Consider the following 22,018-nt stretch of genomic DNA (forward strand, 5'->3'; position numbering starts at 1 on the left):
CGGTTTGACCATCGAGGCGAAGCCGAGTTCCCGAGAGCGGCCGTTGGAGGCGGCGGGGGTGTCGAAGCGCTCCATGTATCAGCTTGTTCGAGAGCAAGGACGAACTGCCGACGGCGGGCTGGGAGGAGCGCTCGGCTGCCTTCGTGGCGGGCGGCATCGGGGCCGCCTGGCGAGCCCAATATCAGTACAGATCAGGCAAATCTGGTGGAATTTCCCCCAGGCCTACAGCAATCCCCAGAGGCGCCCGCCGGAGCAGTTAGTGAACTGTGGTCATCATTTCTGGCTCGTATCACAGCTCTTGACCCTCTGAGCTTCAAAGGACTTGTACACTTCGTTCTGGAAGCACACGGTTACACAAAGTGACAATCCACACATCTGGTGCAAATCGCATTTGCGATTCCTTGTGGCGTCCGGACCCCGCGCCACGTCAGGTGTCGAAGTTGGCGGCCGGGCATGTCCCCGGGCTCGTGAGGGGCCCGATGGGGAGAAGGCTCCACAGTCGGCAGATGTTCCAGTGTGGGAACACAACAGGGGAGCCGAGCCCATGGAGCCACTGCACCTGACGACAAGCCGTCAGGGGGCGAAAGTTATCGTGCACGTCTCCGGGGAGCTGGACATCGCCACCACCTCGGTGCTGCGTGACCACCTGCTCGACGTCCTGAGGGAGACCTTCAACGGACACCGGAAGATCGACGAGGTCGTCATGGAGCTGAGCGGGCTGTCGTTCATCGACGCGGCCGGCTTGGGCGCCCTGGTGAGCATTCACGATCACGCGCGGCGCAACGCCATACCGCTGCTGCTGTCCGGGATCCCCCCGCAGGTCGACCGGCTGCTCCTGATCACCGGGCTCAACCGTCACTTTCCCACACGCCTGCCACCGTACAAACCCCTATAGGACTCGGGGTCGGAGAGATCGGCTGGATCCAGCCGGGGAACGGCCTTTCCATCGCCGCCGCGCGGCGGGATGACGGCGGCACGGGGAAACGGACCGGTGGCAACACCGGCACCGCGCCCCGAGCCGCCCCGCGCACGTGCGCACCCGCGGTGCCGGCGGGCCCTGCTTACTTGATCGCGCCCGCGCCGATGCCCTTGACGATGTGACGCTGCGCCATCAGGTAGAAGATCACCACCGGCACGATCGAGATGGTCGTGGCGGCCAGGAGGATCTGCTGTTGCGGCGTCTCGGCGGAGGTGAAGGAGGTCAGACCGCGCTGGATGGGCATGAGGGAGTTGTCGTCGAACAGGACGAGCGCCATGAGGTACTCATTCCACGCCCCCAGCCCCTGGATGACCGCCACGGCAGCCATGCCGGGCCTGGCCAGCGGGAGGATCACGTGCCAGAAGATGCGCAGCGGACCGGCGCCGTCCAGCGCGGCCGCCTCCTCCAGAGCGCGGGGCTGGCTGACGAAGAAGCTGCGCATGATGAGCGTCGACATCGGGATGCCCGAGGTGATCAGGACTAGGACATAGCCCACGGGGTTGTTCGTCAGGCCGAGCGAGATGAGCAGTTTGTACTGGGCGAGGAACATGGCGGGCGCCGGGATGATCATCACGGCGAGGATGACGAAGGTGAACGCGCCCTTGCCGGCGAAGTCGAGCCGGGCGAGCGCGTACCCGGCGAGGCTGGAGACCAGCAGGATGCCGATGACGGCGGATCCGGTGTAGATCACGCTGTTGCGCAGGTAGACGCCGAGCTCGCCCTGGACCCACGCGGTCACGTAGTTGCCCCACTGCGGGTCGGCCGGCAGGAAGCGCTCGTTCGAGAGCAGTTCCGTGAGGCTCTGCAGGGATCCGGACAGCATCCACAGCAGCGGGAACAGCGCGATCAGTGCGGCCACGCCCAGCAGTCCGTACAGGCCGACCCTGTCGAGGCCTACCCCCCGACGGGGTGGGCGAGCCGGTGCTGAGGCGACGGGCATCTCCACGGCCCTTCCTGTCGTCCGGCTGCTCATACGCGGGACCTCCGCCTGGTGATCGCGAGTTGGAGGACGGACAGCAGCACGAGGGCGCCGCCGAAGATGACCGACATGGCCGCGGCGCTGCCGTAACGCCAGTTGACGAACGCCTCGTTGTAGATCGCGAGGGTCGGCACCATCGTGTGATTGCCTGGTCCGCCGTTGGTCAGCACCTGCACGGTTCCGAAGATCTGGAGCGCGGCGAGCAGGGTGAGCAGGCTGACGATCGACGTGACCGGGGCCAGTTGCGGCCAGGTGATGTACCGGAACTTCGACCAGCGGTTCGCGCCGTCGAGGTCGGCGGCCTCGTACAGCTCCTTCGGGACGTCCTGCAGCCCGGCGAGGAAGAGCAGGAAGCCGAACCCCCAGTGGAACCACACGAACACCGCCGCCACGACAGGCAGCGCGACGGCCGGGTCGCCGAGCCAGTTCTGCTGGAGCGTGCCCAGACCCACCAGGCCGAGCAGCCGGTTGAGGATGCCGGACCCAGGGGCCAGGATGAAGGAGAACAGCAGACCGACGACGACCACCGACAACACGCCCGGCAGGTAGAAGACGGTGCGGAAGAACGTCTTGCCGCGCGCGACGCTGTTGACGGCCAGCGCCATGACCAACGCGATGCCGTTGCCGAGGAAGAAACCGACGGCACCGAAGAAGACGACGTTGCGCATGGACGCCCAGAAGATCGGGTCGGAGGCGACGAAGTCGTAGTTGGCCAGCCCCACCCACGGGGTGTCGGGGCTGACGCCGTCCCAGGACTGGAAGCTCAACAGGATCGCCTGCGCGAACGGCGTGATCGTGAAGATCCCGATGAGCGCGATGGCCGGAGCCAGGAACAACCAGCCGATCAGGTTGCGCCGCAGGGCGCGCCTCCCGCGCGGCGGCCTTCGCCGCCGCACGGGAACCGCGAGTCGCCACGTCGTCATGACGTGCGATCCTGCGCCGCCTGGATGGTGTCGAGCACGTCGTCCACCGTCGCCTCGCCCAGCACCAGGCGCTGGGACTCCGCCTTGATCGCGGTGTTCACGTCAGGGGCGAAGGTCGTCGACATGACTTGCATGCCCTTCACGCCGGCGGCGAAGCCCGCGAGCTGGCCGGGGATGTCCGCGCTGGCGAGGAGTTCGGGGTTGCTGGGCAGGATGCGAGCGGTCTTGGCGAACACCGCCTGCTGCGCGGGCTCGCTCAGCCACTTCACGAACGCGAGCGCCTCCTTGGGATGGTCGCCCCTCGGGTTGATCACCGCGCCCTTCCCCGGGACACCCGGCGAGCGCGGCTCGTGGAGGCTTTCAGGAGCCGTGGGGAGTCCGGCGGAGAAGTAGTCGCCGAACTCCGGGTTCGTCCTCAGACCCACCGAGACCCCGGGAGAGGCGTCGAAGATCGCGCCCATCTTCTTGGTGAAGAAGGACGACTCCACATTCGGGTTGTCGTCCTGACCGCCGGGAAGAGCGTCGTTCGCGATGACGCCGGCCTTCTTCAGGTCGACCAGGAACTGGAAGGCGTTGCGCCAGCCGTCCTGTTTCCACTTGGCTTTCCCGTTGAAAGTGGCTTCGATTTCGGCGTCCGTCAGCCAGTTCGAGGCCAGGGCCTGGATGAAGAACGGTGTTTGCGAGGCCGCGATGGAGAATTTCGCTCCCTTCGCGGCGAGCGCGTCGGTGAACGCGGCCGTCGTCGCGGGCGGCTTGTCCGCCGACATTCCGGTCAGCGCCGGGTTGATCAGGAAGCCGTACGTCTGCGTCTCCCAGTGCACCGAGTAGATACCGGGCTTGACCCCGAGGTTGTTGCCTTCCTGGAAGGTCGACATCTTGAGCACGGCGGGGCTGAAGTTCTTGCTCCAACCGGCATTCAACTCGGCGGAAAGGTCCATCGCCCAGCCGGCCTTGTAGAACGGCGCCATCTCAGTCGCGGCGAATGACGAATAGATGTCGGGCATGGATCTGGACTGCGCCTTGGCCTGGAGCTTGGGCAGGTAGTCGGCCGGTCCGGGCGAGTCAATGGTGATCTTGATGCCGGTCTTCGTGGTGTACTGCTTCGCGAGCTGGGTGAGCGCGGCCTCTTGCCCGCGCGACTGGTTCATGAACGTCAGTCCGACGGCCCCGGTGGCGGCCTTTTCGGACGACGAACAGCCGGCCAGAGCAAGCGTCCCAGCAATCGCCCATGATCCGGCCGCGATGATGGTGCGACGACTGGCGATGCGTGCTGTGGAGTTCGTACCCATGGTCCTCGCCTCTCCTTCCGTGTGCGTGAAGAGCTACTCAGGGGTGGACATGGCGCTGGGGCGGGGAAGCGCGCCCAGTCCTTCTGAAGTGATCACCCAACCGTCGGGAAGCCCTGCCCCCTGGTTCACCGCCGTGGCGATGTGCGCCATCGCGGCCAGCAGCCCGCCGTTCGCCGGCAGATAAATGGTGAGAAATCCCGGCATTTGCGGATTGTGTCCGTTGGGCAGGAACACGTTCTTGGGCGACGGGAGCAGGAGGGCGTCGATCGCCCGGCCGGCGTCGCCGAGGCGGGCCGCGGTCATCGCCATGACGGGGTAGTCCCAGCCCCAGCTGGACTGCAGGTCCCAGTGCTCCCATACGGAGTCGAGCGTCGCGGACATCGTGGCCGCCTGCACGAGGCGCGTGTCCGGCAGCCACCCCAACGCCATGAGCATGGACGGGTGATCCTTGCGGATCAGCAGCGGGGGCGTGGCGATCGCGGCGTAGGTTCCGTCGGGCAGCAACGCGGGCCGGCGCATGTTCCGCGCCACCCGGTCCCACTCCCGGCTCGGTTCGAGACCGAGCTCGGTTCGCCACTCGTTCGCCACGCCGAGCGCCCACGACCAGTACGCCAGCTCGAACGTCGGATCGGCGGTCGTCGCCCGATCGACGAGGTAGCTCTCCTGCGCGGGAATGAGCGGAGGCGGCAGCACGTACGATCCGTCGCGTTCCTCGGCGAAGTCGGCCATGAAGTCGGCGGTCGCCTCGACGAGCGGGTAGTGACCACGCAGGAACGACTCCTCGCGCCCCTCACCACGCAGCAACTCCAGCAGGTAGATCACGTGCGGCTGCTGCCACAGGAGGAAGACGCCGATGTTGCTCGGCGACTCGCGCGCGGACGGATCGGTCTGTTTCGGCCAGCGGGCTCCGCGATAGCCCTGCCGGCGGGCGGTCGCCCTCGCCGCCTCCAGGGCGTCGTGATACCAGCCCAGGCTGCGCTCGAGCAGGTGCCCTCGGCCCCACATCGGGAAATGCGCCGCATGCCACCAGTGCATCTCGAGGTGGAACTTGCCCGACCAGGTGTTGTACGTCAGACCGGACTCCGCGGGAGGGATGACTCCGGCGCTGTTGACGGCCATGAGGTACTGCGAGAGCACGATGCGACGTTCCAGTTCTTCAGCGCGCGCGTCCGTGCTCCCGGCGAGGCTGACCGCGGCACCGGTGCTCCAGTGCTCCGCCCACCAGGTCCGCGCGGACGCGCTGACGGCTGAGAAGTCGTCCTTGTCCTGCTGCCGGCCTTGATCCGGCGTCAGCGTCACCACGACCTCGAGAACGGTGGCGTCTGTGTGCGCGACGACCGAGTCGGCTTCCTCGCGCAAGCCGCCGGTAGTGCGGACGCCCACGCCGTAGGTCAGCGCCTCCACTGTGCGCTGTGCGTTCCAGTGGCGCTCCGTCCGCTGGTCCCAGATCGTCTCCTGCGTGAGCGGGAGTTCGAAGGCGGCCAGGTCGTCCGGCTGTTCGTCGAACACCCAGGCGACGCCCCATCCGCGCGGCAGAAGCTCCGACTCGACCCGCACGGCGAAGCGGTGATCCCGTGGGTCGGCGACGGTGGTGACGCGGACGCGCTCGCCGTCGAGGACGTACGCGGCCTGGATCGTTCCCGTCCACAGGTCGAGCTCGGTACGGACATCGGTCAGCGCGGCCGGATCGTCGAGCCCCGTCCCGTCGGGGCGGACCAGGGCCAGGCGGCCGAGGTGGGCGCGGCGGGGATTGAAGTGGTACCACGCGCCCGCGACGAACTCCTCGGCGATCGGGTCGCCGGCCCGCTGGAGGCCCATGCGGTCGAGGTAGGGCACCGGGCCGCGGGATGTCTCGTACAGGGTGGTCGCGTCCTCGAGCCGGAGCTCCCGGCCGGCGCGCGTCTCGTACCAGCCCCAGGTCGACTGGGTACGCAGCGGGATCTGGAAGTCGTCGGCGTCGAAGACGCGCGGGGCCTGCTCCGGCAGGCCGGACAGTCCATCGCGAACGACGCGGTGCGGGTCGGGGACAAGCTCGTGGAAGGACGGGAACGTCTGCAGTCCGGAGATGTCGACCGTGAGCGCGATGTCCCCGTTGCCGACCGTGAGGACGTCAGCGGGGTGCGCGGACGTCAGCACGGGGTTGTGCCGTCGCACGAGTCGGCGCCGGTCGATTGCCTCGGGCATCGTCGCCTTACCTTTCTGGGAGCGTGTCGGCCTTGGCGACATCGCCCAGCCACGCGAGGCTCGGCTTGGGCCGGCGCTCGAACGTCTCCCGGTCAACGGCGACGAGGCCGAACGTCGGGTCCCAGTGGCCCCATTCGTAGTTGTCGAGCAGGCTCCAGTGGATGTAGCCCCGCACGTCCACACCCGCGCCCATCGCCTCGGACAGCGCGGCCAGCGCGGCGGTCGTGTAGGCGACGCGCCGGGAGTCGTCGCCGGTCGCGATGCCGTTCTCGGTGACGACGATCGGGACGTGGGGCAGCACGTCGGCGGTGTGCCGGACGGCGATGCCGAGGGCGTCGGGGCGGTACGCCGTACGCACGAGGGTGTTGTCCGGACGCACGGGGTGCGGTTCGATACCGTCCGGCCCCACCCACTGCGCCGAGTAGGCCTGCACCCCGATGAAGTCGTCGTCACGCGCCGCCTCGAGGTAGAGGTCCTCCCAGACGTACTCCAGTTTCCGGCGCACCTCCTCCGCCCCGGGGCGGGTCTCGAACGCGCGGCTCGCGACCGACCATCCCACCCGGGCGTCCGTGCGCTCCCGTAGCACCTCCCGGGCCGCGTGGTGCGCCTCGATGAGACGGCGGCCGATCTCCACCGGCGGAGCCGGCTTCACCGGCCGGGGCGTGTCCGCCTCCAGCGTGGGGCTCAGCCACTCCAGGCCCGAGCCGGGATCGAGCGTCGCCTCCGCCTCGCGCACCATGATCGCGAGCATGTTGGGCTCGTTGATCGTGCAGACCCACTCGACGCCGTCGAGGATCGAGGTGGCCGTCTCGACGTAGGCGCGGAAGCGGTCCACGGCCCGTTCGCCGCGCCAGCCGCCCTCCTCGGCGAACCACCTCGGCGAGGTGAAGTGGTGGATCGTCACGAACGGGGTGACGCCCGCGGCGAGGCATTCGTCGATCATGCGCCGGTAGTGGGCGAGCGCCGCGCGGGACACCCTCCCGGGGACCGGCTCGATGCGCGCCCACTCGATGCCGAAGCGGTAGGTGTTCAGGCCCGACTCCGCGACGAGCCGGATGTCCTCGGCGTAGCGGTGGTAGCTGTCGAGGGCATCGCCGCTGCGATCCGCCCCTGGCATGCGCTCCTCCTGCGCCCAGAAGTCGCTGTTGACGTTGTCGCCCTCGACCTGGTGCGGCGCGGTCGCCGCGCCCCAGAGGAAGCCGTCGGGGAAGGTGTGCATGCGTCTCTCGATCATGTGTCGGTGCGGCCGGGGCCATCAGGGTCGGCCCCGAATGCGAGTCAACGTAGCCGTAACGCCGAGAGAAGGTCAAGGGAAAAATGTGTATCGGTCTACGGAGTTGCTACCAGCCAGAACGGTTGCACTTTCGATCTTCCGCTATCTTGCATAGACCGGTCTACGCGATCTCGGCACCGTGGAACCGGACAGGACTCGGTTCGAGAAGGGACGCCCATGGTCGCGCCTGCGCGACGACGACGAGTGACCATCTCCGACGTGGCGAAACACGCCGGGGTGTCCAAGGCGGCGGTCTCCAAGGTGATCCGCAACGACTACGGCGTCAGCGACGCCATGCGCGAACGCGTCAAGCGGGCCATCGACGAGCTCGGCTACCGCCCCCAGGCCGCCGCGCGAGCGCTACGCGGGCGGGCGTTCACCATCGGCGTGCTCATGCGGCACATCGGGATCCCGTTCTACGCCGAGATCATGACCGGCCTGGTGGATCAGCTCACCGAGTCCGACTATCAGGCGATCATGATCCAGGGCGGCACGCGCGACCAGACCGAGAAACGTGCCCTGGACGCTCTGATAGACCGGCAGGTGGACGGCATCCTCATGATCGCTCCGCTGGTCGGCCGCACCCAGATCGAGCAGGTGGCGCGCGAGATTCCCACCGTGGTGCTCGGCAGGCACGACAGATCGCCGGCCTACGACTCGATCGTCGACGACGACCGGGTCGGCTCCGAGCTCGTCATGGACCACCTGATCGCGCTCGGTCACCGGCGCATCGGGCACATCACCTTCCAGCAGGAGCACGGACGGGCGGCCGACCAGATGCCGCGCATCAGAGCCGAGACCTACGAGCGCGTGATGCGTGATCACGGGCTGGCCGGCGAGATCGCCGTCGCCGCGACCTCCTACTCCGAGGAAGGCGGCTACGACGGTGCCCTCGAACTGCTGAGCCGCTCCCCTCGCCCCACCGCGATCTTCGCCGGTTCCGACCAGGCGGCTCTGGGCGTCCTGGCCGCCCTCCACGAGGCCGGCCTGTCCGTCCCGGGTGACGTCTCCGCGGCCGGCTACGACAACACCAGGGTGGCCGCCCATCCCAACATCGCGCTGACCACCGTCAACCAGGACGGAGTCGTCATGGGCAGCGCGGCCGGGCGGCTGCTGCTGGAGCGCATCGAAGGCCGCACGTCGGCGGTGCACTTCTCGGTCATCCCGAGCCTGGTCGTCCGGGGCTCCACCGCCTCTCCCCGCTCGTAATCCCCGCTGCCGCGCTTTAAGACGGTGCCTGCGGCACCGCATGAACATCCAGTGGAGACCAAGATGCGCCAACGCAGAGTGACGCCTCGGCGCCGTCCGTGTCCGGGCAGTGCACGGCCTGGCCGCCGCCGACGCAGTCGAGGCAGGGCCCCTGCGCGTACCGCAGCTGGGACAGCTCCAGTGACCGGGCCCGCTCGCTGGAGGCGGCCATCAGCCGCAGCTCCCCCCGCTGATCGGTCACCAGCAGCCCCGCGGCGTCCACATCCAGCAGCCGCACGCAGCGTTCGGTGAGCAGACCCATGAAATCGGCCGCGTCGGAACCGGTGACCAGCGTGTCGGCCAGAGCGACGAACGCCTCCGCGACCCCCCGCCCCGATACCGTCGGCGCCGCCGCCGCGGCGCGCGACTGAGCCGGCTCGGTGTCCACCGCCGTAGGAGACTCGGATCCCACAGCCGCAGGATACGCGAAGACCGGCCAAATCACCGGGAATCACCCACCTGACGGGTCAGGTCATGCAGTCCCGGATCGCAGCGTGGGCGGCCTCGCGCAGCCGGGCGTGCACCACGGCGTTCGCCTCCCGGTCCGTACGCACCTCCACCAGGCGCGGCCCCTCGCCGCGCAGCGCCTTGGGCAGGTCGGACAGGTCCTCAACCAGCTGGTACGGGGTGCCCGTCGAAGCGGCCACATAACCGAGATCGACGCCGTGCGGCGTGCCGAAGACCCGCTCGAACGGATCCCTGACCGCCGCCTGCGGCAGCAGGGAGAAGATGCCGCCGCCGTCGTTGTTCACCACCACGAGGCACAGGTCGGGCCGCGGCTCCCGGGGGCCCAGGATGAGGCCGTTCTGGTCGTGCAGGAACGACAGGTCGCCCATGAGCGCGTACGACGGCCCGTTGTGCGCCAGCGCCGCCCCCATGGCCGACGACACCAGCCCGTCGATGCCCGAGGCGCCCCGGTTGGCCAGCAGCCGGAGCCCCCGCCGGGGGCGCATCGCCTGGTCCAGGTCGCGGATCGGCATCGAGGAGCCGCAGAACAGCAGCGCCCCGTTGGGCATCGCGTCGACCAGGTCGCGGGCCAGCCGGGGCTCGCTGGTGCCCGAGGCGTCGAGCACCTCGTCGATGGCCGACCTGGCCGCCTGGTCGGCCTGCCGCCAGGCGTGCAGCCACGTGTCGTCACCCGAGGCGACCGGGATCTCCACCGCCTGCGCCACCTGCGTCGCCGACCGGGTCGGATCGGGCCAGCGGTCGAGGTCGGTGGCGACCACGATGTGCTCCCCGGCCCGCCGCAGCCACGACAGCAGTGGCCGCGACAGCCCGGGACGGCCGAGCGTGACCACCACGTCGGGCCGGTGGGCGTCGGCGAACTCGGGCGTGCCGAGCAGGTAGTGGTAGGTGGACACGGCGTGGTCGCCGTAGCGTCCGCCGCCGTTCGGCTCCGACACCACCGGCCAGCCCGCCATGCCGGCCGCGGCGACGTAGCGGCGGACGTTCGCGGCGCCGTCGCCGACCACCAGCACGCCGCGCCTGGTCGGCGGGATGTGCAGGGCGATGGGCGGCGGCGCGACGCGGGCGCGCACCCAGGGGCCGTTGGCGTCGCCGTCGAGCGACTCACACCACGAGGTGTCGCCGTCGGGGATCAGCGGCTCCCTGAAGGCCAGGTTCAGGTGCACCGGCCCCGGCGCGGCGGGCCCGGAGGCGCGCTGGTAGGCCCGGCAGGCCAGCGATCGCCAGTAGGCCACCTGCCCCGGCCGGTCCTCGGGCACGCCGACCTCGGCGAACCAGCGGACCGCCGAGCCGTACAGCTTGATCTGGTCGATCGTCTGGTTGGCGCCGGTGCCGCGCAGCTCGGGCGGGCGGTCGGCGGTGAGCACGAGCAGCGGGACGCCCGACTCGCTCGCCTCGACGACCGCCGGATGGAAGTTGGCGGCGGCCGTGCCGGACGAGCAGATCAGCGCGACCGGCCGCTCGGCGCGCCTGGCCAGGCCGAGCGCCAGGAAGGAGGCCGACCGCTCGTCGATGCGCACGTGCAGCCGCACCCGCGACTCGGCGTGCAGCGCCAGCGCCAGCGGGGCCGAGCGCGAACCGGGCGCGATCACGACATCGGTGAGGCCGCAGCGCACCAGCTCGTCGACCAGGACCGTGGCCAGTGCGGTAGCGGGGTTCACAGTGACGCCTCCTGCATCCGGCGAAGCCACGAGGGAGATTCAATCTCAAATGACGACAAAAGCTGAAAATTCACCGCAGGACGTCGTACCGCCAGCCGCCCGTCCACGGGCACCAGCGAATCGTCCACCACATCACCCATGAGCAGCGGCATCGTGCCCAGCCCGCACGCGTACGGCAGCTCCGGCAGCGCCGCGGCCAGCGCGAGCCCCGCCGCCAGCCCCACCGAGGTCTCCACCGCGCTCGACACCACCGCCGGCAGCCCGCACGCCTCCACCACCCGCAACGCGTCGCGCACCCCGCCGAGCGGCTGCGCCTTGACCACCGCGATGTCGGCCGCCTCCGCGGCCCTGACCCGCAGCGGGTCCTCGGCGCGCCGGATCGACTCATCCGCCGCGATCGGCACGTCGACCGCCCGCCGCACCGCCGCCAGCTCCTCCAGCGTGGCGCAGGGCTGCTCGGCGTATTCCAGGTCGAAGCGGTCGAGCTCCTTCAGATGGCGTACGGCCTCGCCGACCTCCCAGGCGCCGTTGGCGTCCACGCGCAGCCTGCCCGCCGGGCCGAGCGCGTCACGCACCGCCTCCACCCGGGCCAGGTCCTCGGCGAAGCTCTGGCCCCGCTCGGCCACCTTGACCTTCGCCGTGCCGCAGCCCGATCCGCGTACGAGCTCGAAGGCCTGCTCGGCGCCCACGGCCGGCACGGTCGCGTTGACCGGCACGCTGTCGCGCACCGGCTCCGGCCAGCCTTCGAAGGCGGCCTCGCGGGCGCACGCCAGCCAGCGGGCGCACTCGCGCGGACCGTACTCGGGAAACGGCGAGAACTCGCCCCAACCGGCCGGACCGTGCAGCAGAATCCCTTCCCTGACGGTCTGACCCCGGAAACGGGTGCGCATCGCGACCCGGAAGACGACGGGAGCCCGGAAATGCACGGGAGAACGCGTCACGACCCTCCCTGCACCGCTGACCGACTTGTCGCCATTAACCTTACGAGCATGTTGAGGAAGCCGTCGCATCCGGACCGGCCGTTGCACGCCGTGGTCGGACCCCCAGGACCCGAGCTCTTCGCGGCGATCCGTGACGCCCTGTCGGGCGACGGCCCGGCGATCCTCCCCCTGCCTGACGGAAGCGCCGCCGGCGCGCTGCGCCCGACGCACGTCAACGGCGCCCGCCAGGACGACGGCGAGGGCGTGCCCGACGACGTGGCCGTGGTCATCGCCACCAGCGGCAGCACGGGAGCGCCCAAGGGCGTGATGCTGTCGGCCACCGCGTTGCGCACCTCGGCGGCCTCCTCGCTGCGCCGCCTGGAGGCGGTCAAGGGCGAGCGCTGGCTGTGCTGCCTGCCGCCCTCCCACGTGTCGGGGCTGCAGGTGCTGGTCCGCGCCCTGCTCTGCGAGAGCGAGCCGATCATCCACCCGCGCTTCGACCCCCACGAGGTGCTCGCCTCGGGCGCCGACCACGTGTCGCTGGTGCCGACGCAGCTCCACCGGCTGGTCGAACTGAACGCCGATCTGTCGGTCTTCCGCTCCATCGTGCTCGGCGGCGCCGCCCCGCGGGCCGGCCTGGTCGCCGAGGCTCGGGCGCTCGGCGCGCGGGTGGTCACGACGTACGGGATGAGCGAGACGAGCGGCGGCTGCGTGTACGACGGCCAGCCCCTTTACAATGTAGATCTCAAAATCGGCGACGACGGGCGCATCCGCGTCGCCGGCCCGGTGCTCTTCTCCGGTTACCGCTTCGGCGAGCCCGCCCCCTTCGACGGCGACTGGTACGTCACCTCCGACCTGGGCGAGCTGACCGGCGGCCGGCTGCGCGTGCTGGGCAGGGCCGACGACGTGATCAACACCGGCGGCGAGAAGGTGGTGGCCGCCTCGGTGGCCGAGGTGCTCGGCGGCCACCCCGAGGTGGCCGAGGTGGCCGTGATCGGCCGGCCGGACCCCGAATGGGGCGAGATCGTGGTGGCCGTCGTGGTGCCCGCCGACCCCGCGGGCCCGCCCACGCTGGACCAGCTCCGCGCCTACTCCACCGACCGGCTTCCCGCCTACGCCGCGCCGCGCCAACTGCGGCTGATGTCCCGTTTGCCGCTGCTAGCGAATGGTAAAACGGATCTCGTTCGCCTTAGGACAGGAACCTGATGAGTTGCGGGTGCGTCTTATGGAGGAGAGCAAGGAGGGAGCCTTCATGAACCAGACCCGCAAGATGTGGGCATCCGCGGCGGTCGTCGGCGTGATCCTCGTCGGCGGAGCCTCAGTCGCGGCGGCCGCCTCGGCGGGCAGGCTCGAGAGGGTCGGTAAGGAGACCAGAGCAGTGGTGGAGAAGGAGCCGTCCGCCCAGCCGCCGTCCGTCCAGACCGATCAGCTCTCCAAGCTGACCGCCTCGCCCGCGCCGAGTGATGGCAACGTGGCGTCCAAGGAGCTCAACCCGGACCCGCAGAAGGTCATCGAGTATTGGACGGACGAGCGCATGCAGGACGCCCAGCCCATGCCCATGCCCGAGGTGAAGCCAGGCGAGTTCACCACCGGGGAGTGACGCCCCTCGCGTGTGGGGTGGGCCACCTTTAGGGCGGTCCGCCCCTTTTTTGTCCTTCCGGGAACAAATGGCGCTGGACGACGTTATTGATACTGGTGCGCCGAGCGGCCGCAGCCGCCCCACCACAATCTTGGTCTGATCGAATTCGACTCCGTATGGAGGAGGTGTCCTCATGCCCCGAACCGCCGTGGCGACCCCATCCACGACCCTCGACCAGCTGATTGACCGAGGGCGAGCGCAGGGTCACCTCTCCTTGGCGGAGCTGCGTGACGCGTTCGCCGAAGCCGGCCTCAGCCCCTCGGACGGCCGTTCGATCCTGCGCGAACTCACCGAGGCGGGTGTCAGCCTCGCCGCCGAGGACGAGCCGTCGCTCGGGAAGGCGGCCGCACGCAAGACCGCCCGTAAGACCACGACCAAGCGAGCGAAGTCTACCCGCTCGAAGGCCGCGGAGCCAAAGACGGATGCCGCGGCCGAGTCCGCCCGGTCCGCCGCGCAGGACGAGGACGCCCCCGACGAGCTCGCGCTGAGCCCCGAGGCCGCGGCCTCGGACGAAGCCGAGCTGGAGTCCGAGCCGCTCGACCTCGACGACAACCAGTCGGTCATGGGCGACTCGGTCCACACCTACCTCAAGTCGATCGGCCGCCGTACGCTGCTCACCGCCGCCCAGGAGGTCGAGCTGGCCAGGCGGATCGAGGCCGGCCTGTACGCCGAGTACAAGCTGGAGACCAACCCCGGCCTGTCCGCCGCCGCCCGCGACGACCTCGAACTGGTCATCGAGGACGGCAGGGCGGCCAAGGACCACATGCTGGAGGCCAACCTCCGGCTCGTCGTCTCGGTCGCCAAGAAGTACACCGACCGCGGCATGTCCCTGCTCGACGTGGTCCAGGAGGGCAACCTGGGCCTGATCAGGGCCGTGGAGAAGTTCGACTACACCAAGGGCTTCAAGTTCTCCACGTACGCCATGTGGTGGATCAGGCAGGCCATCCAGCGCGGCTTCGCCGACTCGGCCCGGACGATCCGCCTGCCCGTACACGTGCTGGAGATGCTCTCCAAGCTGTCGCGCATCGAGCGCGACATGCACCAGAGGCTGGGCCGCGAGCCCACGCCCGAGGAGCTGGGGATCGAGCTCGACAAGACCCCCGACCAGATCGAAGAGCTGCTGCGCACCAGCCGCCAGCCCATCTCGCTCAACGCGACGATCGGCGAGGACGGCGAGACCACGATCGGCGACCTCATCGAGGACGTCGACTCCCCCGAGGCGTCGGAGATCGTCGACCGCCAGCTGCTGGGCGACCAGCTGCGCGGCGTACTCGGCAACCTCACGCCGCGCGAGGCGAAGATCATGGCTCTGCGCTTCGGCCTGGTCGACGGCAAACCGCACACACTCGACGAGATCGGCAAGCACCTGGGCCTGACCCGGGAGCGCATCCGGCAACTCGAGAAGGAATCGCTTTCGAAGCTGCGCCACCCGAGCAATACCCGCCCCTTGCTCGACTGGGCCAGCTGATCCGCGACGAAGCCCCGGCACTCCTCGTGCCGGGGCTTCGTCATGTCTCTGGCGGACCGCCTTATTCCTCCTGAGCGACCCTAGCCACCACGGACCGTCTTTCCGCTCCCCGTTGGGCTAGCCCTTCCGAGGGATGAGGAACCCTAACCACGACGGGGGCATCCCCCCAAAGGACACCAGCCACCACAGACCGTCACAGAGGTCGAGACGGTCGCGTGACGAACCAGTCGAGGATGGGGCGGGAGGCTAGCGGACGGCGGGCACCGGGCGCGGCACGCGCGGGATGCCCCACAGCCGGTTGTCCTCGCGCAACGTACGCAGCCGATCGACCTCGGCGGTCCACGTGGCCCCCGTGGGCGTCGCCTTGGCCTTGCGGCGGGCGATGCGGTCGTCGTAGGCCTTGACCCCGAACGTGGCCCGCTGCCCGCTCTCGGCCGCCCGCAGCGCCTCGCTGAGCGCCTTGTCGAACGCCACTCCGGCGGCCAGCAACTCGAGCTCATCCGCGGCGGCGGCCCGCAGGTCGCGCAGCGTCCCCTCGGCCAGCCTGGCCTTGTCGAGCAACTCGGGGTAGCTCTTGGAGATCTCCACGTCCGCGTGGTAGCGGACCTCGGCCTCGCGGCTCACCCGCGGCCGGAAAAACGCCATCGACTCTGCCCCTCATCCCAATCGGCTCGTATCAGGCGACCAGCGTACGCCCGACCGCGACACGCTCCATAATCGGACCCACGCCGCGCCCTTTACATAGTAAGATGATCTCCATGCCCGCCAAGAGACCGCCGGTTCCGCTCTCCCGCGAGCGCATCATCGACGCCGCCCTCCACATCGCCGACTCCCAAGGGCTCAGGCGCCTGACGATGCGCAGACTCGGGGACGCCCTCCAGGTGGAGGCCATGGCCATCTACCATCATCTGCCCCGGGGCAAGGAGGCGCTGATGGACGCGCTGGCCGAGCACGTCACCGCCGTCCACGTGGAGCAGGGCCCCACCTGGCAGGACACGGCCAGGGCGTGGTGCCGGGCCGGTCGCGAGCTGCTGCGTGAGCACCCCGGCGTCCTGGCGCTCGCGCTGACCAAACCGCCCAAGGGCGGCACCGCGCTGGCCATCAGGGAGCAGACGGAGCAACTCGCCGACGCGGGCCTGAACGACGCGCCGGAGGCCGTACGAGCGCTGCGGGCCTTCGTGTTCGGCAGCGTCGCCGTCGAGGTCCAGCAGTCGGGCTGGGCCGACCCCGAGGTCGACGAGTGGACCAGGCGCGACGAGCGCGCCGACGTCGACTTCGAGCGTGGTCTCGACGCCTTGCTGAAGGGCTTGCAAAGCTAGTGGGCGTGTCGAGCTTGGACCGTTATCCTGTATAAGGCACGCTGTGTCGAAGGTCACACTTTCGCATCCTCCTGTAACAGTCCTAACGGACTATGTCCGAACGTGTGACATACGCCGCACACTTGAAAGAAAGACAACACCCAAGCTGTTCCCGCCCCTTTCCTACCTGCGGGAGCCATTCACGAGATATCGGAGGCACGCCGATGTGCCCGCACGACCCGGCCTGTCCGGCAGCCGAGGCGCCCGACCGCGAGGCCGCACGTACCCTCGCCTGCCACCCCGAGCAGGGGTGGAGCCTTCTCTGCAACGGCGTCGTCCTCTTCGAGGACACCGGGGAGCTCCTGCCTGGCGGCACCGCCATCGCTCCGCACCGCCCGGATCCGCTCGTCGGCGCCGCCTGAGCCGCTACCCGCTCACCGGCACCCCAGAGCCACGAACCGCTCACACGCAGCGCAGCCTCGGAGCCACGACCCGCTTACGCGTCTCCTGAACCGCGTCTTCTGAACCGCGTCTCCTGTGAACCGCGTCTCCTGTGAACCGCAGCCCTCGGGCCGCATCTCTTGGGCCGCGTCCTCTGAGCCGTGACCCCGTTCGCCGGCGCCCCTTGGGGACGCCGCTCACCCATAGCCGACGATCCACTCGGCGACCACCTCGCCCACCCGGGCGGGGTCCTTTTTCAGGTCGTGCCCCTCGCCCGGCAGCACAACCAGGCGTGCCGCGTCGGCCGCGTCGGGCACGCCGAACGGATCCCGGTCCCCATTGACCACCAGCACGTCCACGCCCGCCTCGCGCAGCTCGCCGGCCCTCGACTTCTCGGGCCTGCCCGGCGGGTGCAGCGGGAAGGCCAGCGCCACCACCGCGACCGCGCCGACCACCTCGGCCGTACGGCAGGCCACCCTGGCCCCGTTGCTCCGGCCGCCCTGCACCAGCGGCAGCCCCGGCCACCGCGCCCGCAGCTCACCCAACACGACCTCCCACGCCTCGTCCTGCCGGACGGCCGAGCCCGGCGCCCGCGCCCCCGCGAGCCGGAACGGCTGCGTCACCCTGGCCACCACGGCCCCCACCTTCAGCGCCGCGTCGCGCACCGCCAGCAGATCGGGCGCGTCCACTCCCCCGGCCGAGCCGTGCGTCAGCACCAGCAGCAGCCGGGGCCGCTCCACCTCGTCGAACTCGACCTGCGCCGGGCCGCGCGGGGTCATGATCCGCATGTCAGAACCGTACCTGGGGATGAGTTCACCATGGCCCTCAGGGCTGATGACGGCGTGCCGCGCAGCCGCGATGATGAACCTCATGCCAGACATGCGCCCCATCCGCGAGGATCTGCAGGCGACGCTCGACGCCCGCCGCGACCTCGGCCCCGAATACGAAGCCGCCCTGGTCGAGTCGTTCGTGGAGCGGCTCGACGCCACGATCGCCGCCCGGGTGCGCGCCGAGCTCCAGGCCCACGGCGCCGGTCCCGGCCCGGCCAGGTCCAAGAGCCCGGGGGCGGCCATGATCCCGATCGCGCTGGGGTCGATGGGCATCGGCATCCCGCTGACGGCGATCGCGGCGTCCCGCGGGGGTGGGTTCGGCTTAGCCATCGCCTGGTTCGCCATCGTCCTGATCAACGTCGCCGCAGCGGCCGCCATCATGCGCCGCGGCTGACCGTTCCTGAACAGTGAACGTGAGTCGCACTGCCATGCCCCGAAAGCAGTTGGGCGATCAGCGGCTGGCCGGCCGCTCACCAACAGGCGAGATGACCAGCCCGCTTCTCCTCACGCCATTCGAAAGCAGGCCCACGTAGGCGCTTGAAAACACCTTTCTGACCCCCTGCCCTCAGGGTGCGAGATGCTCACTCAGGCCCGGCGGCCATGCCTCGAGTTCCCGGTCCACCAGCAGCTAGGGGGCGCAGGTCTTTACGGCGCTGACCCTTCAGTTGCCGCGGTCCCACTGGGATCGCCTGATCAGCGGCGCCGGTCCGGTGCTCTGGGACGCCAAGCGTCAGGAGAAACCGGCTGAGTTGAGTCCGAAGGCGGCCGCGTACCACTGCGGGGAAAGTCCGTAGATGCTCTGCAGGAGGTATGTGGCGCCGGCACGGCACCGGAACCAAACGCTTCCACCACGCCGTCGTCGGAAAGCTCACCCTCGCCTTCGAGGGCTCGCAGATGATCGCCGACCCCGACCTCACCATCTACACCGCCGAACCCGGCTCACCCTCCGAAAAGGGCCTGCGCCTGCTCGCCTCGTGGGCGGCCACCCAGGAAGCCCGGCCCCACACGCAGCCGTTGGCGGCGGACTGACCGCTCGGTGGTGCGGTCGGCGAGGGAGACCTCACCGACCGCATAGTGCCGGCGGATGGAGCGGCAGGCGGGCGCGGGCGTCCTGGAGACGCTCACGGGGCGGGCGTCCTCGAGACGGGCGCGGGCGTCCTGGAGACGCTCACGGGGCGGGGAGGTCGGTCAGGTGTCGCGGTCGTAGCGCAGCCGCACCTCCGCGGCCAGCGTCTCGTCCTCGTGCTCCAGCCCGTACGTCCAGACGCGGCCCGCGTCGTCGACGCGGCCACGCAGCGGCAGGGTCCTGGCCAGCAGCTCGATGGCCAGGCCGCTCGTCGGCGCGTCACCGCCGTCCTCCACCGCCCCCGCGAACTCCGCGCACGCGAGCTCCAGGTGCGCGATGCCGAGCTGCACGCGCAGCCGGGCCACGTCGTCCTGGGAGGCCACCTCGAGCGCCTCCAGCAGCACCTCGGCCGCCTCCCCCGGCTCGCCTCGCTCCAGCAGCAGCTCGGCCAGCTGCTGCGCGGCGTGCGCACCGACGTCCGGCCCGGTGTCCGGCCCGGCGGCGGCCAGCGCGGCCCGCAGCTCGTCCTCCGCCTCGTCGTAGTCGCCCGCCAGTACGGCCAGCCGGGCCAGGGCGAGACGTGCCAGCGGAATGTAGGCGACCGTGCCGACGCCCAGGACCGCCTGCCACGCCCCCCTGGCCTGCTCGGTGCGGCCCTCGCGCTCGAAGCCCTGCGCGAGGTGGCAGGCCGCCTGAGCGGCGAACTCCGGATGCCCGGTGGCCAGCGCGACCCGGGCGGCCGCCCGGGCCCCCTCAGGGTCGCCCCGCTCGTCGAGCACCACGGCCAGGCCCACGGCGGCCTGCGCCCGGTCGGGCTCCTCGGGGTCGGCGGCCAGCTCGCTGAGTATGGCCGCCGCGCCGTCGAGGTCACCGTGCTCGGCCAGGCGGCGAGCGGTGTCGAGAGGCGGGACCTGCAGCTCTGAGAACGTCAAGAGAGCTCCTTAGGCGACGGTCGGACCGAGCCTAACGAGTTCCGGTGATCATGTCTTCTCCCTGGCCACGTTCAGCCTGGGTGGCGGGAAAAAATCCCGGAAAACGGGCGTAGCCCTCCCTACCGAACGGAGCGGCGGAGAGGGCCACGGTCACGTGAACGCGACGTGCGGGTCAGTCGCGGTCGCGACTGACCCGGGCGAGCCGCAGATGCGACGCCAGGTGGGTCGCAGACGTAACAACCGGATCAGTCGCGGACGCGACGCCAGATCGGTCGCAGACGTAACAACCGGATCAGTCACGGACGCGACAGACCGGTCAGTCCTCGTACGCCTCCAGCGGCGGGCACGAGCAGACCAGGTTGCGGTCGCCGTAAGCCTGGTCGATGCGCCGCACCGGCACCCAGTACTTGCCCTCCCGCAGCGAGGGCAGCGGGTAGGCCGCCTCGGTACGGCTGTAGGGGTGAGCCCACTCGTCGGCCGTGGCGGCCTCGGCGGTGTGGGGGGCGTTGCGCAGCGGGTTGTCGGCCCGGTCGTAGGCGCCCGAGGCGACCCGCGCGATCTCGCCCCTGATGGCCACCATCGCGTCGACGAACCGGTCGAGCTCGGCCAGGTCCTCGCTCTCGGTCGGCTCGATCATCAGCGTGCCGGCGACCGGGAAGGACATGGTCGGCGCGTGGAAGCCGTAGTCGATGAGCCGCTTGGCCACGTCGTCGACCGTCACGCCGGTCTCCTTGGTGATCTGCCGCAGGTCGACGATGCACTCGTGGGCCACCAGCCCGCCGCGCCCGGTGTAGAGCACCGGGTAGTGCGGGGCCAGCCGCCGGGCGAGGTAGTTGGCCGACAGGATCGCCTGCTCGGTGGCCGCGGCCAGGCCGTCGCCGCCCATCATCCTGACGTACGCCCAGGAGATCGGCAGGATGCCCGCCGAGCCGTACGGGGCCGCGGAGACCGCGCCGACCGGTGAGCCGGGGCGCAGCGGGTGGCCCGGCAGGTAGGCGGCCAGGTGGCCGCGGACCGCGACCGGGCCGACGCCGGGGCCGCCGCCGCCGTGCGGGATGCAGAACGTCTTGTGCAGGTTGAGATGGGAGACGTCGGCGCCGAACTCACCCGGCTTGGCCAGCCCGACCAGCGCGTTGAGGTTGGCCCCGTCGACGTAGACCTGGCCGCCCGCGTCGTGCACCTTGGCGCAGACCTCGGTGATCGTCTCCTCGAAGACGCCGTGCGTCGACGGGTAGGTGAGCATGATCGCGGCCAGCGCGTCACGATGCTTGTCGATCTTGGCGTCGAGGTCGGCCAGGTCCACGTTGCCCTCGGTGTCGCAGGCCACGACCACGACGCGCATGCCGGCCATGACGGCGCTGGCCGCGTTCGTGCCGTGCGCGGAGGACGGGATGAGGCAGATGTCGCGGTGCTCGTCGCCGTGGTCGCGGTGGTAGGCCCGGATCGCGAGCAGTCCGGCGAACTCTCCCTGGGATCCGGCGTTCGGCTGGATCGAGACCGCGTCGTAGCCGGTCACCTCGGCCAGCCACTCCTCCAGGGTCTCGATGAGGTGGCGGTAGCCCGCGGCCTGCCCGACGGGCGCGAAGGGGTGGATCCCGGCGAACTCCGGCCAGGTGATGGGCTCCATCTCGGTGGTGGCGTTGAGCTTCATCGTGCAGGAGCCGAGCGGGATCATGGACCGGTCGAGGGCGATGTCCTTGTCCTGGAGCCTGCGCAGGTAGCGCAGCATCGCGGTCTCGGAGTGGTGGCTGTGGAAGACCGGGTGGGTGAGGTAGCCGGACTCCCGCGTCAGGGCGGCGGGCAGCGTGTCCAGCCCCTCGTCGGTGAGGAGGCCGGCCGCCGGCCCGCTGACGCCGAAGGCGGCGGCGACCTGCTCGAGGTCGGCCGCGGTGCTCTTCTCGTCGCAGGCGATGGAGACGTGGTCGGCGTCGGCCTGCCACAGGTTGACGCCGCGTTCGGCGGCCTGCCGGACGACCTCGGCGGCCCGGCCGGGCACCCTGGCCAGCACGGTGTCGAAGAACTCCCGGTGGACGACCTCGACGCCGCCGCGGCGCAGGCACTCGGCCAGGGCGGCGGCGTGGCGGTGCACGCGGGCGGCGATGCGGCGCAGCCCGTCGGGGCCGTGGTAGACGGCGTACATGCCGGCGATGACGGCGAGCAGGACCTGCGCGGTGCAGATGTTGCTGGTGGCCTTCTCGCGCCTGATGTGCTGCTCGCGGGTCTGCAGGGCCAGCCGGTAGGCGGGCGCGCCGTCGGCGTCGACCGAGACGCCCACGAGGCGGCCGGGCATCTGCCGCTGCAGTCCTTCGCGTACGGACATGTAGGCGGCGTGCGGCCCGCCGAAGCCGAACGGCACGCCGAAGCGCTGCGAGGAGCCGATCGCGATGTCGGCGCCGAGCGGCTACACGCTCACCCAGGACCTG

Annotated in this window: 20 protein-coding genes and 1 pseudogene; 9 read left to right on the plus strand and 12 right to left on the minus strand. The window is 70.2% G+C overall.

Going from position 1 to position 22,018, the window contains the following annotated elements:
* Nucleotides 1-544: 544 nt before the first annotated feature.
* Complete coding sequence (locus tag AB0B61_RS47805) at nt 545-895, plus strand: STAS domain-containing protein (RefSeq protein ID WP_358447490.1); 351 nt, start codon at nt 545-547, stop codon at nt 893-895.
* Between the two features lie 166 nt (nt 896-1,061).
* Here AB0B61_RS47805 and AB0B61_RS47810 read toward each other — a convergent pair whose 3' ends face one another.
* The 5 genes from AB0B61_RS47810 to AB0B61_RS47830 are packed head-to-tail and all read right to left on the minus strand — an operon-like array spanning nt 1,062 to nt 7,588.
* Nucleotides 1,062-1,919 (minus strand): carbohydrate ABC transporter permease, encoded by an 858-nt coding sequence (locus AB0B61_RS47810; protein ID WP_358447522.1) that lies wholly within the window; start codon nt 1,917-1,919, stop codon nt 1,062-1,064.
* Nucleotides 1,920-1,948: 29 nt separating this feature from the next.
* A complete protein-coding gene (locus tag AB0B61_RS47815) occupies nt 1,949-2,881 on the minus strand; it encodes a sugar ABC transporter permease (RefSeq protein ID WP_358447492.1) in 933 nt (310 codons plus the stop codon).
* Nucleotides 2,878-4,170, minus strand: coding sequence for an ABC transporter substrate-binding protein (locus AB0B61_RS47820; RefSeq protein ID WP_358447494.1), 1,293 nt, complete (start codon nt 4,168-4,170; stop codon nt 2,878-2,880). The genes AB0B61_RS47815 and AB0B61_RS47820 overlap by 4 nt, the downstream gene beginning before the upstream one ends.
* 33 nt (nt 4,171-4,203) lie before the next feature.
* On the minus strand, nt 4,204-6,354 hold the full coding sequence (locus AB0B61_RS47825) for a hypothetical protein (protein WP_358447495.1): 2,151 nt from the start codon (nt 6,352-6,354) through the stop codon (nt 4,204-4,206).
* A 7-nt stretch (nt 6,355-6,361) separates the two neighbouring features.
* Nucleotides 6,362-7,588, minus strand: coding sequence for a family 1 glycosylhydrolase (locus AB0B61_RS47830; protein ID WP_358447497.1), 1,227 nt, complete (start codon nt 7,586-7,588; stop codon nt 6,362-6,364).
* A 258-nt stretch (nt 7,589-7,846) separates the two neighbouring features.
* Here AB0B61_RS47830 and AB0B61_RS47835 point away from each other — a divergent pair, with 258 nt between their 5' ends.
* Nucleotides 7,847-8,836: a LacI family DNA-binding transcriptional regulator gene (locus tag AB0B61_RS47835; RefSeq protein ID WP_358447498.1), complete on the plus strand. Its 990-nt coding sequence runs from the start codon at nt 7,847-7,849 to the stop codon at nt 8,834-8,836.
* 16 nt (nt 8,837-8,852) lie between these two features.
* Here the strand turns inward: AB0B61_RS47835 and AB0B61_RS47840 are convergent, their stop codons facing one another.
* The 3 genes from AB0B61_RS47840 to AB0B61_RS47850 are packed head-to-tail and all read right to left on the minus strand — an operon-like array spanning nt 8,853 to nt 11,942.
* On the minus strand, nt 8,853-9,287 hold the full coding sequence (locus tag AB0B61_RS47840) for a hypothetical protein (protein ID WP_358447500.1): 435 nt from the start codon (nt 9,285-9,287) through the stop codon (nt 8,853-8,855).
* A 55-nt stretch (nt 9,288-9,342) separates the two neighbouring features.
* Nucleotides 9,343-11,001, minus strand: a complete 1,659-nt coding sequence (gene menD / locus AB0B61_RS47845) for a 2-succinyl-5-enolpyruvyl-6-hydroxy-3-cyclohexene-1-carboxylic-acid synthase (protein WP_358447502.1) — start codon at nt 10,999-11,001, stop codon at nt 9,343-9,345.
* Entirely contained in the window at nt 10,998-11,942 is a 945-nt protein-coding gene (locus tag AB0B61_RS47850; protein ID WP_358447503.1) for an o-succinylbenzoate synthase, read from the minus strand. The genes menD and AB0B61_RS47850 overlap by 4 nt, the downstream gene beginning before the upstream one ends.
* Nucleotides 11,943-11,990: 48 nt before the next feature.
* On the opposite strand from AB0B61_RS47850, the gene AB0B61_RS47855 reads away from it, so the two are divergent.
* From AB0B61_RS47855 to AB0B61_RS47865, 3 genes are all read left to right on the plus strand, one after another.
* Nucleotides 11,991-13,127: an AMP-binding protein gene (locus AB0B61_RS47855; protein ID WP_358447504.1), complete on the plus strand. Its 1,137-nt coding sequence runs from the start codon at nt 11,991-11,993 to the stop codon at nt 13,125-13,127.
* Nucleotides 13,128-13,173: 46 nt separating this feature from the next.
* Nucleotides 13,174-13,521, plus strand: a complete 348-nt coding sequence (locus tag AB0B61_RS47860) for a hypothetical protein (protein ID WP_358447505.1) — start codon at nt 13,174-13,176, stop codon at nt 13,519-13,521.
* Between the two features lie 172 nt (nt 13,522-13,693).
* Nucleotides 13,694-15,028 carry an RNA polymerase sigma factor gene (locus AB0B61_RS47865; RefSeq protein ID WP_358447507.1) on the plus strand — a complete coding sequence of 445 codons (1,335 nt, stop codon included), beginning with the start codon at nt 13,694-13,696 and terminating at the stop codon, nt 15,026-15,028.
* A 246-nt stretch (nt 15,029-15,274) separates the two neighbouring features.
* Here AB0B61_RS47865 and AB0B61_RS47870 read toward each other — a convergent pair whose 3' ends face one another.
* Nucleotides 15,275-15,673, minus strand: coding sequence for a hypothetical protein (locus AB0B61_RS47870; RefSeq protein ID WP_358447509.1), 399 nt, complete (start codon nt 15,671-15,673; stop codon nt 15,275-15,277).
* Between the two features lie 113 nt (nt 15,674-15,786).
* Between AB0B61_RS47870 and AB0B61_RS47875 the strand changes: the two genes are divergently transcribed.
* Together AB0B61_RS47875 and AB0B61_RS47880 are read left to right on the plus strand one after the other, a co-directional pair.
* The gene (locus tag AB0B61_RS47875) at nt 15,787-16,347 is read left to right on the plus strand and encodes a TetR family transcriptional regulator (protein ID WP_357645222.1); all 561 of its coding nucleotides are present in this window, start codon (nt 15,787-15,789) and stop codon (nt 16,345-16,347) included.
* Between the two features lie 203 nt (nt 16,348-16,550).
* Complete coding sequence (locus AB0B61_RS47880) at nt 16,551-16,748, plus strand: DUF5999 family protein (protein ID WP_214634349.1); 198 nt, start codon at nt 16,551-16,553, stop codon at nt 16,746-16,748.
* A 216-nt stretch (nt 16,749-16,964) separates the two neighbouring features.
* Here the strand turns inward: AB0B61_RS47880 and AB0B61_RS47885 are convergent, their stop codons facing one another.
* A complete protein-coding gene (locus AB0B61_RS47885) occupies nt 16,965-17,555 on the minus strand; it encodes an alpha/beta family hydrolase (RefSeq protein WP_358447511.1) in 591 nt (196 codons plus the stop codon).
* A gap of 82 nt (nt 17,556-17,637) precedes the next feature.
* Between AB0B61_RS47885 and AB0B61_RS47890 the strand changes: the two genes are divergently transcribed.
* Both AB0B61_RS47890 and AB0B61_RS47895 read left to right on the plus strand, forming a co-directional pair.
* Nucleotides 17,638-17,991 carry a hypothetical protein gene (locus AB0B61_RS47890; RefSeq protein ID WP_358447513.1) on the plus strand — a complete coding sequence of 118 codons (354 nt, stop codon included), beginning with the start codon at nt 17,638-17,640 and terminating at the stop codon, nt 17,989-17,991.
* Nucleotides 17,992-18,407: 416 nt separating this feature from the next.
* Nucleotides 18,408-18,626, plus strand: coding sequence for a hypothetical protein (locus AB0B61_RS47895; protein WP_358447515.1), 219 nt, complete (start codon nt 18,408-18,410; stop codon nt 18,624-18,626).
* A 159-nt stretch (nt 18,627-18,785) separates the two neighbouring features.
* On the opposite strand, the gene AB0B61_RS47900 is transcribed toward AB0B61_RS47895, so the two are convergent.
* Together AB0B61_RS47900 and gcvP are read right to left on the minus strand one after the other, a co-directional pair.
* Nucleotides 18,786-19,595: a tetratricopeptide repeat protein gene (locus AB0B61_RS47900; RefSeq protein ID WP_358447517.1), complete on the minus strand. Its 810-nt coding sequence runs from the start codon at nt 19,593-19,595 to the stop codon at nt 18,786-18,788.
* A gap of 316 nt (nt 19,596-19,911) precedes the next feature.
* Nucleotides 19,912-21,990 (minus strand): annotated as a pseudogene (gene gcvP, locus AB0B61_RS47905) (aminomethyl-transferring glycine dehydrogenase); the annotation flags it as partial.
* Between the last annotated feature and the right edge of the window lie 28 nt (nt 21,991-22,018).

It is taken from the genome of Nonomuraea sp. NPDC049158, from assembly GCF_040648335.1.
GTDB lineage: Bacteria > Actinomycetota > Actinomycetes > Streptosporangiales > Streptosporangiaceae > Nonomuraea.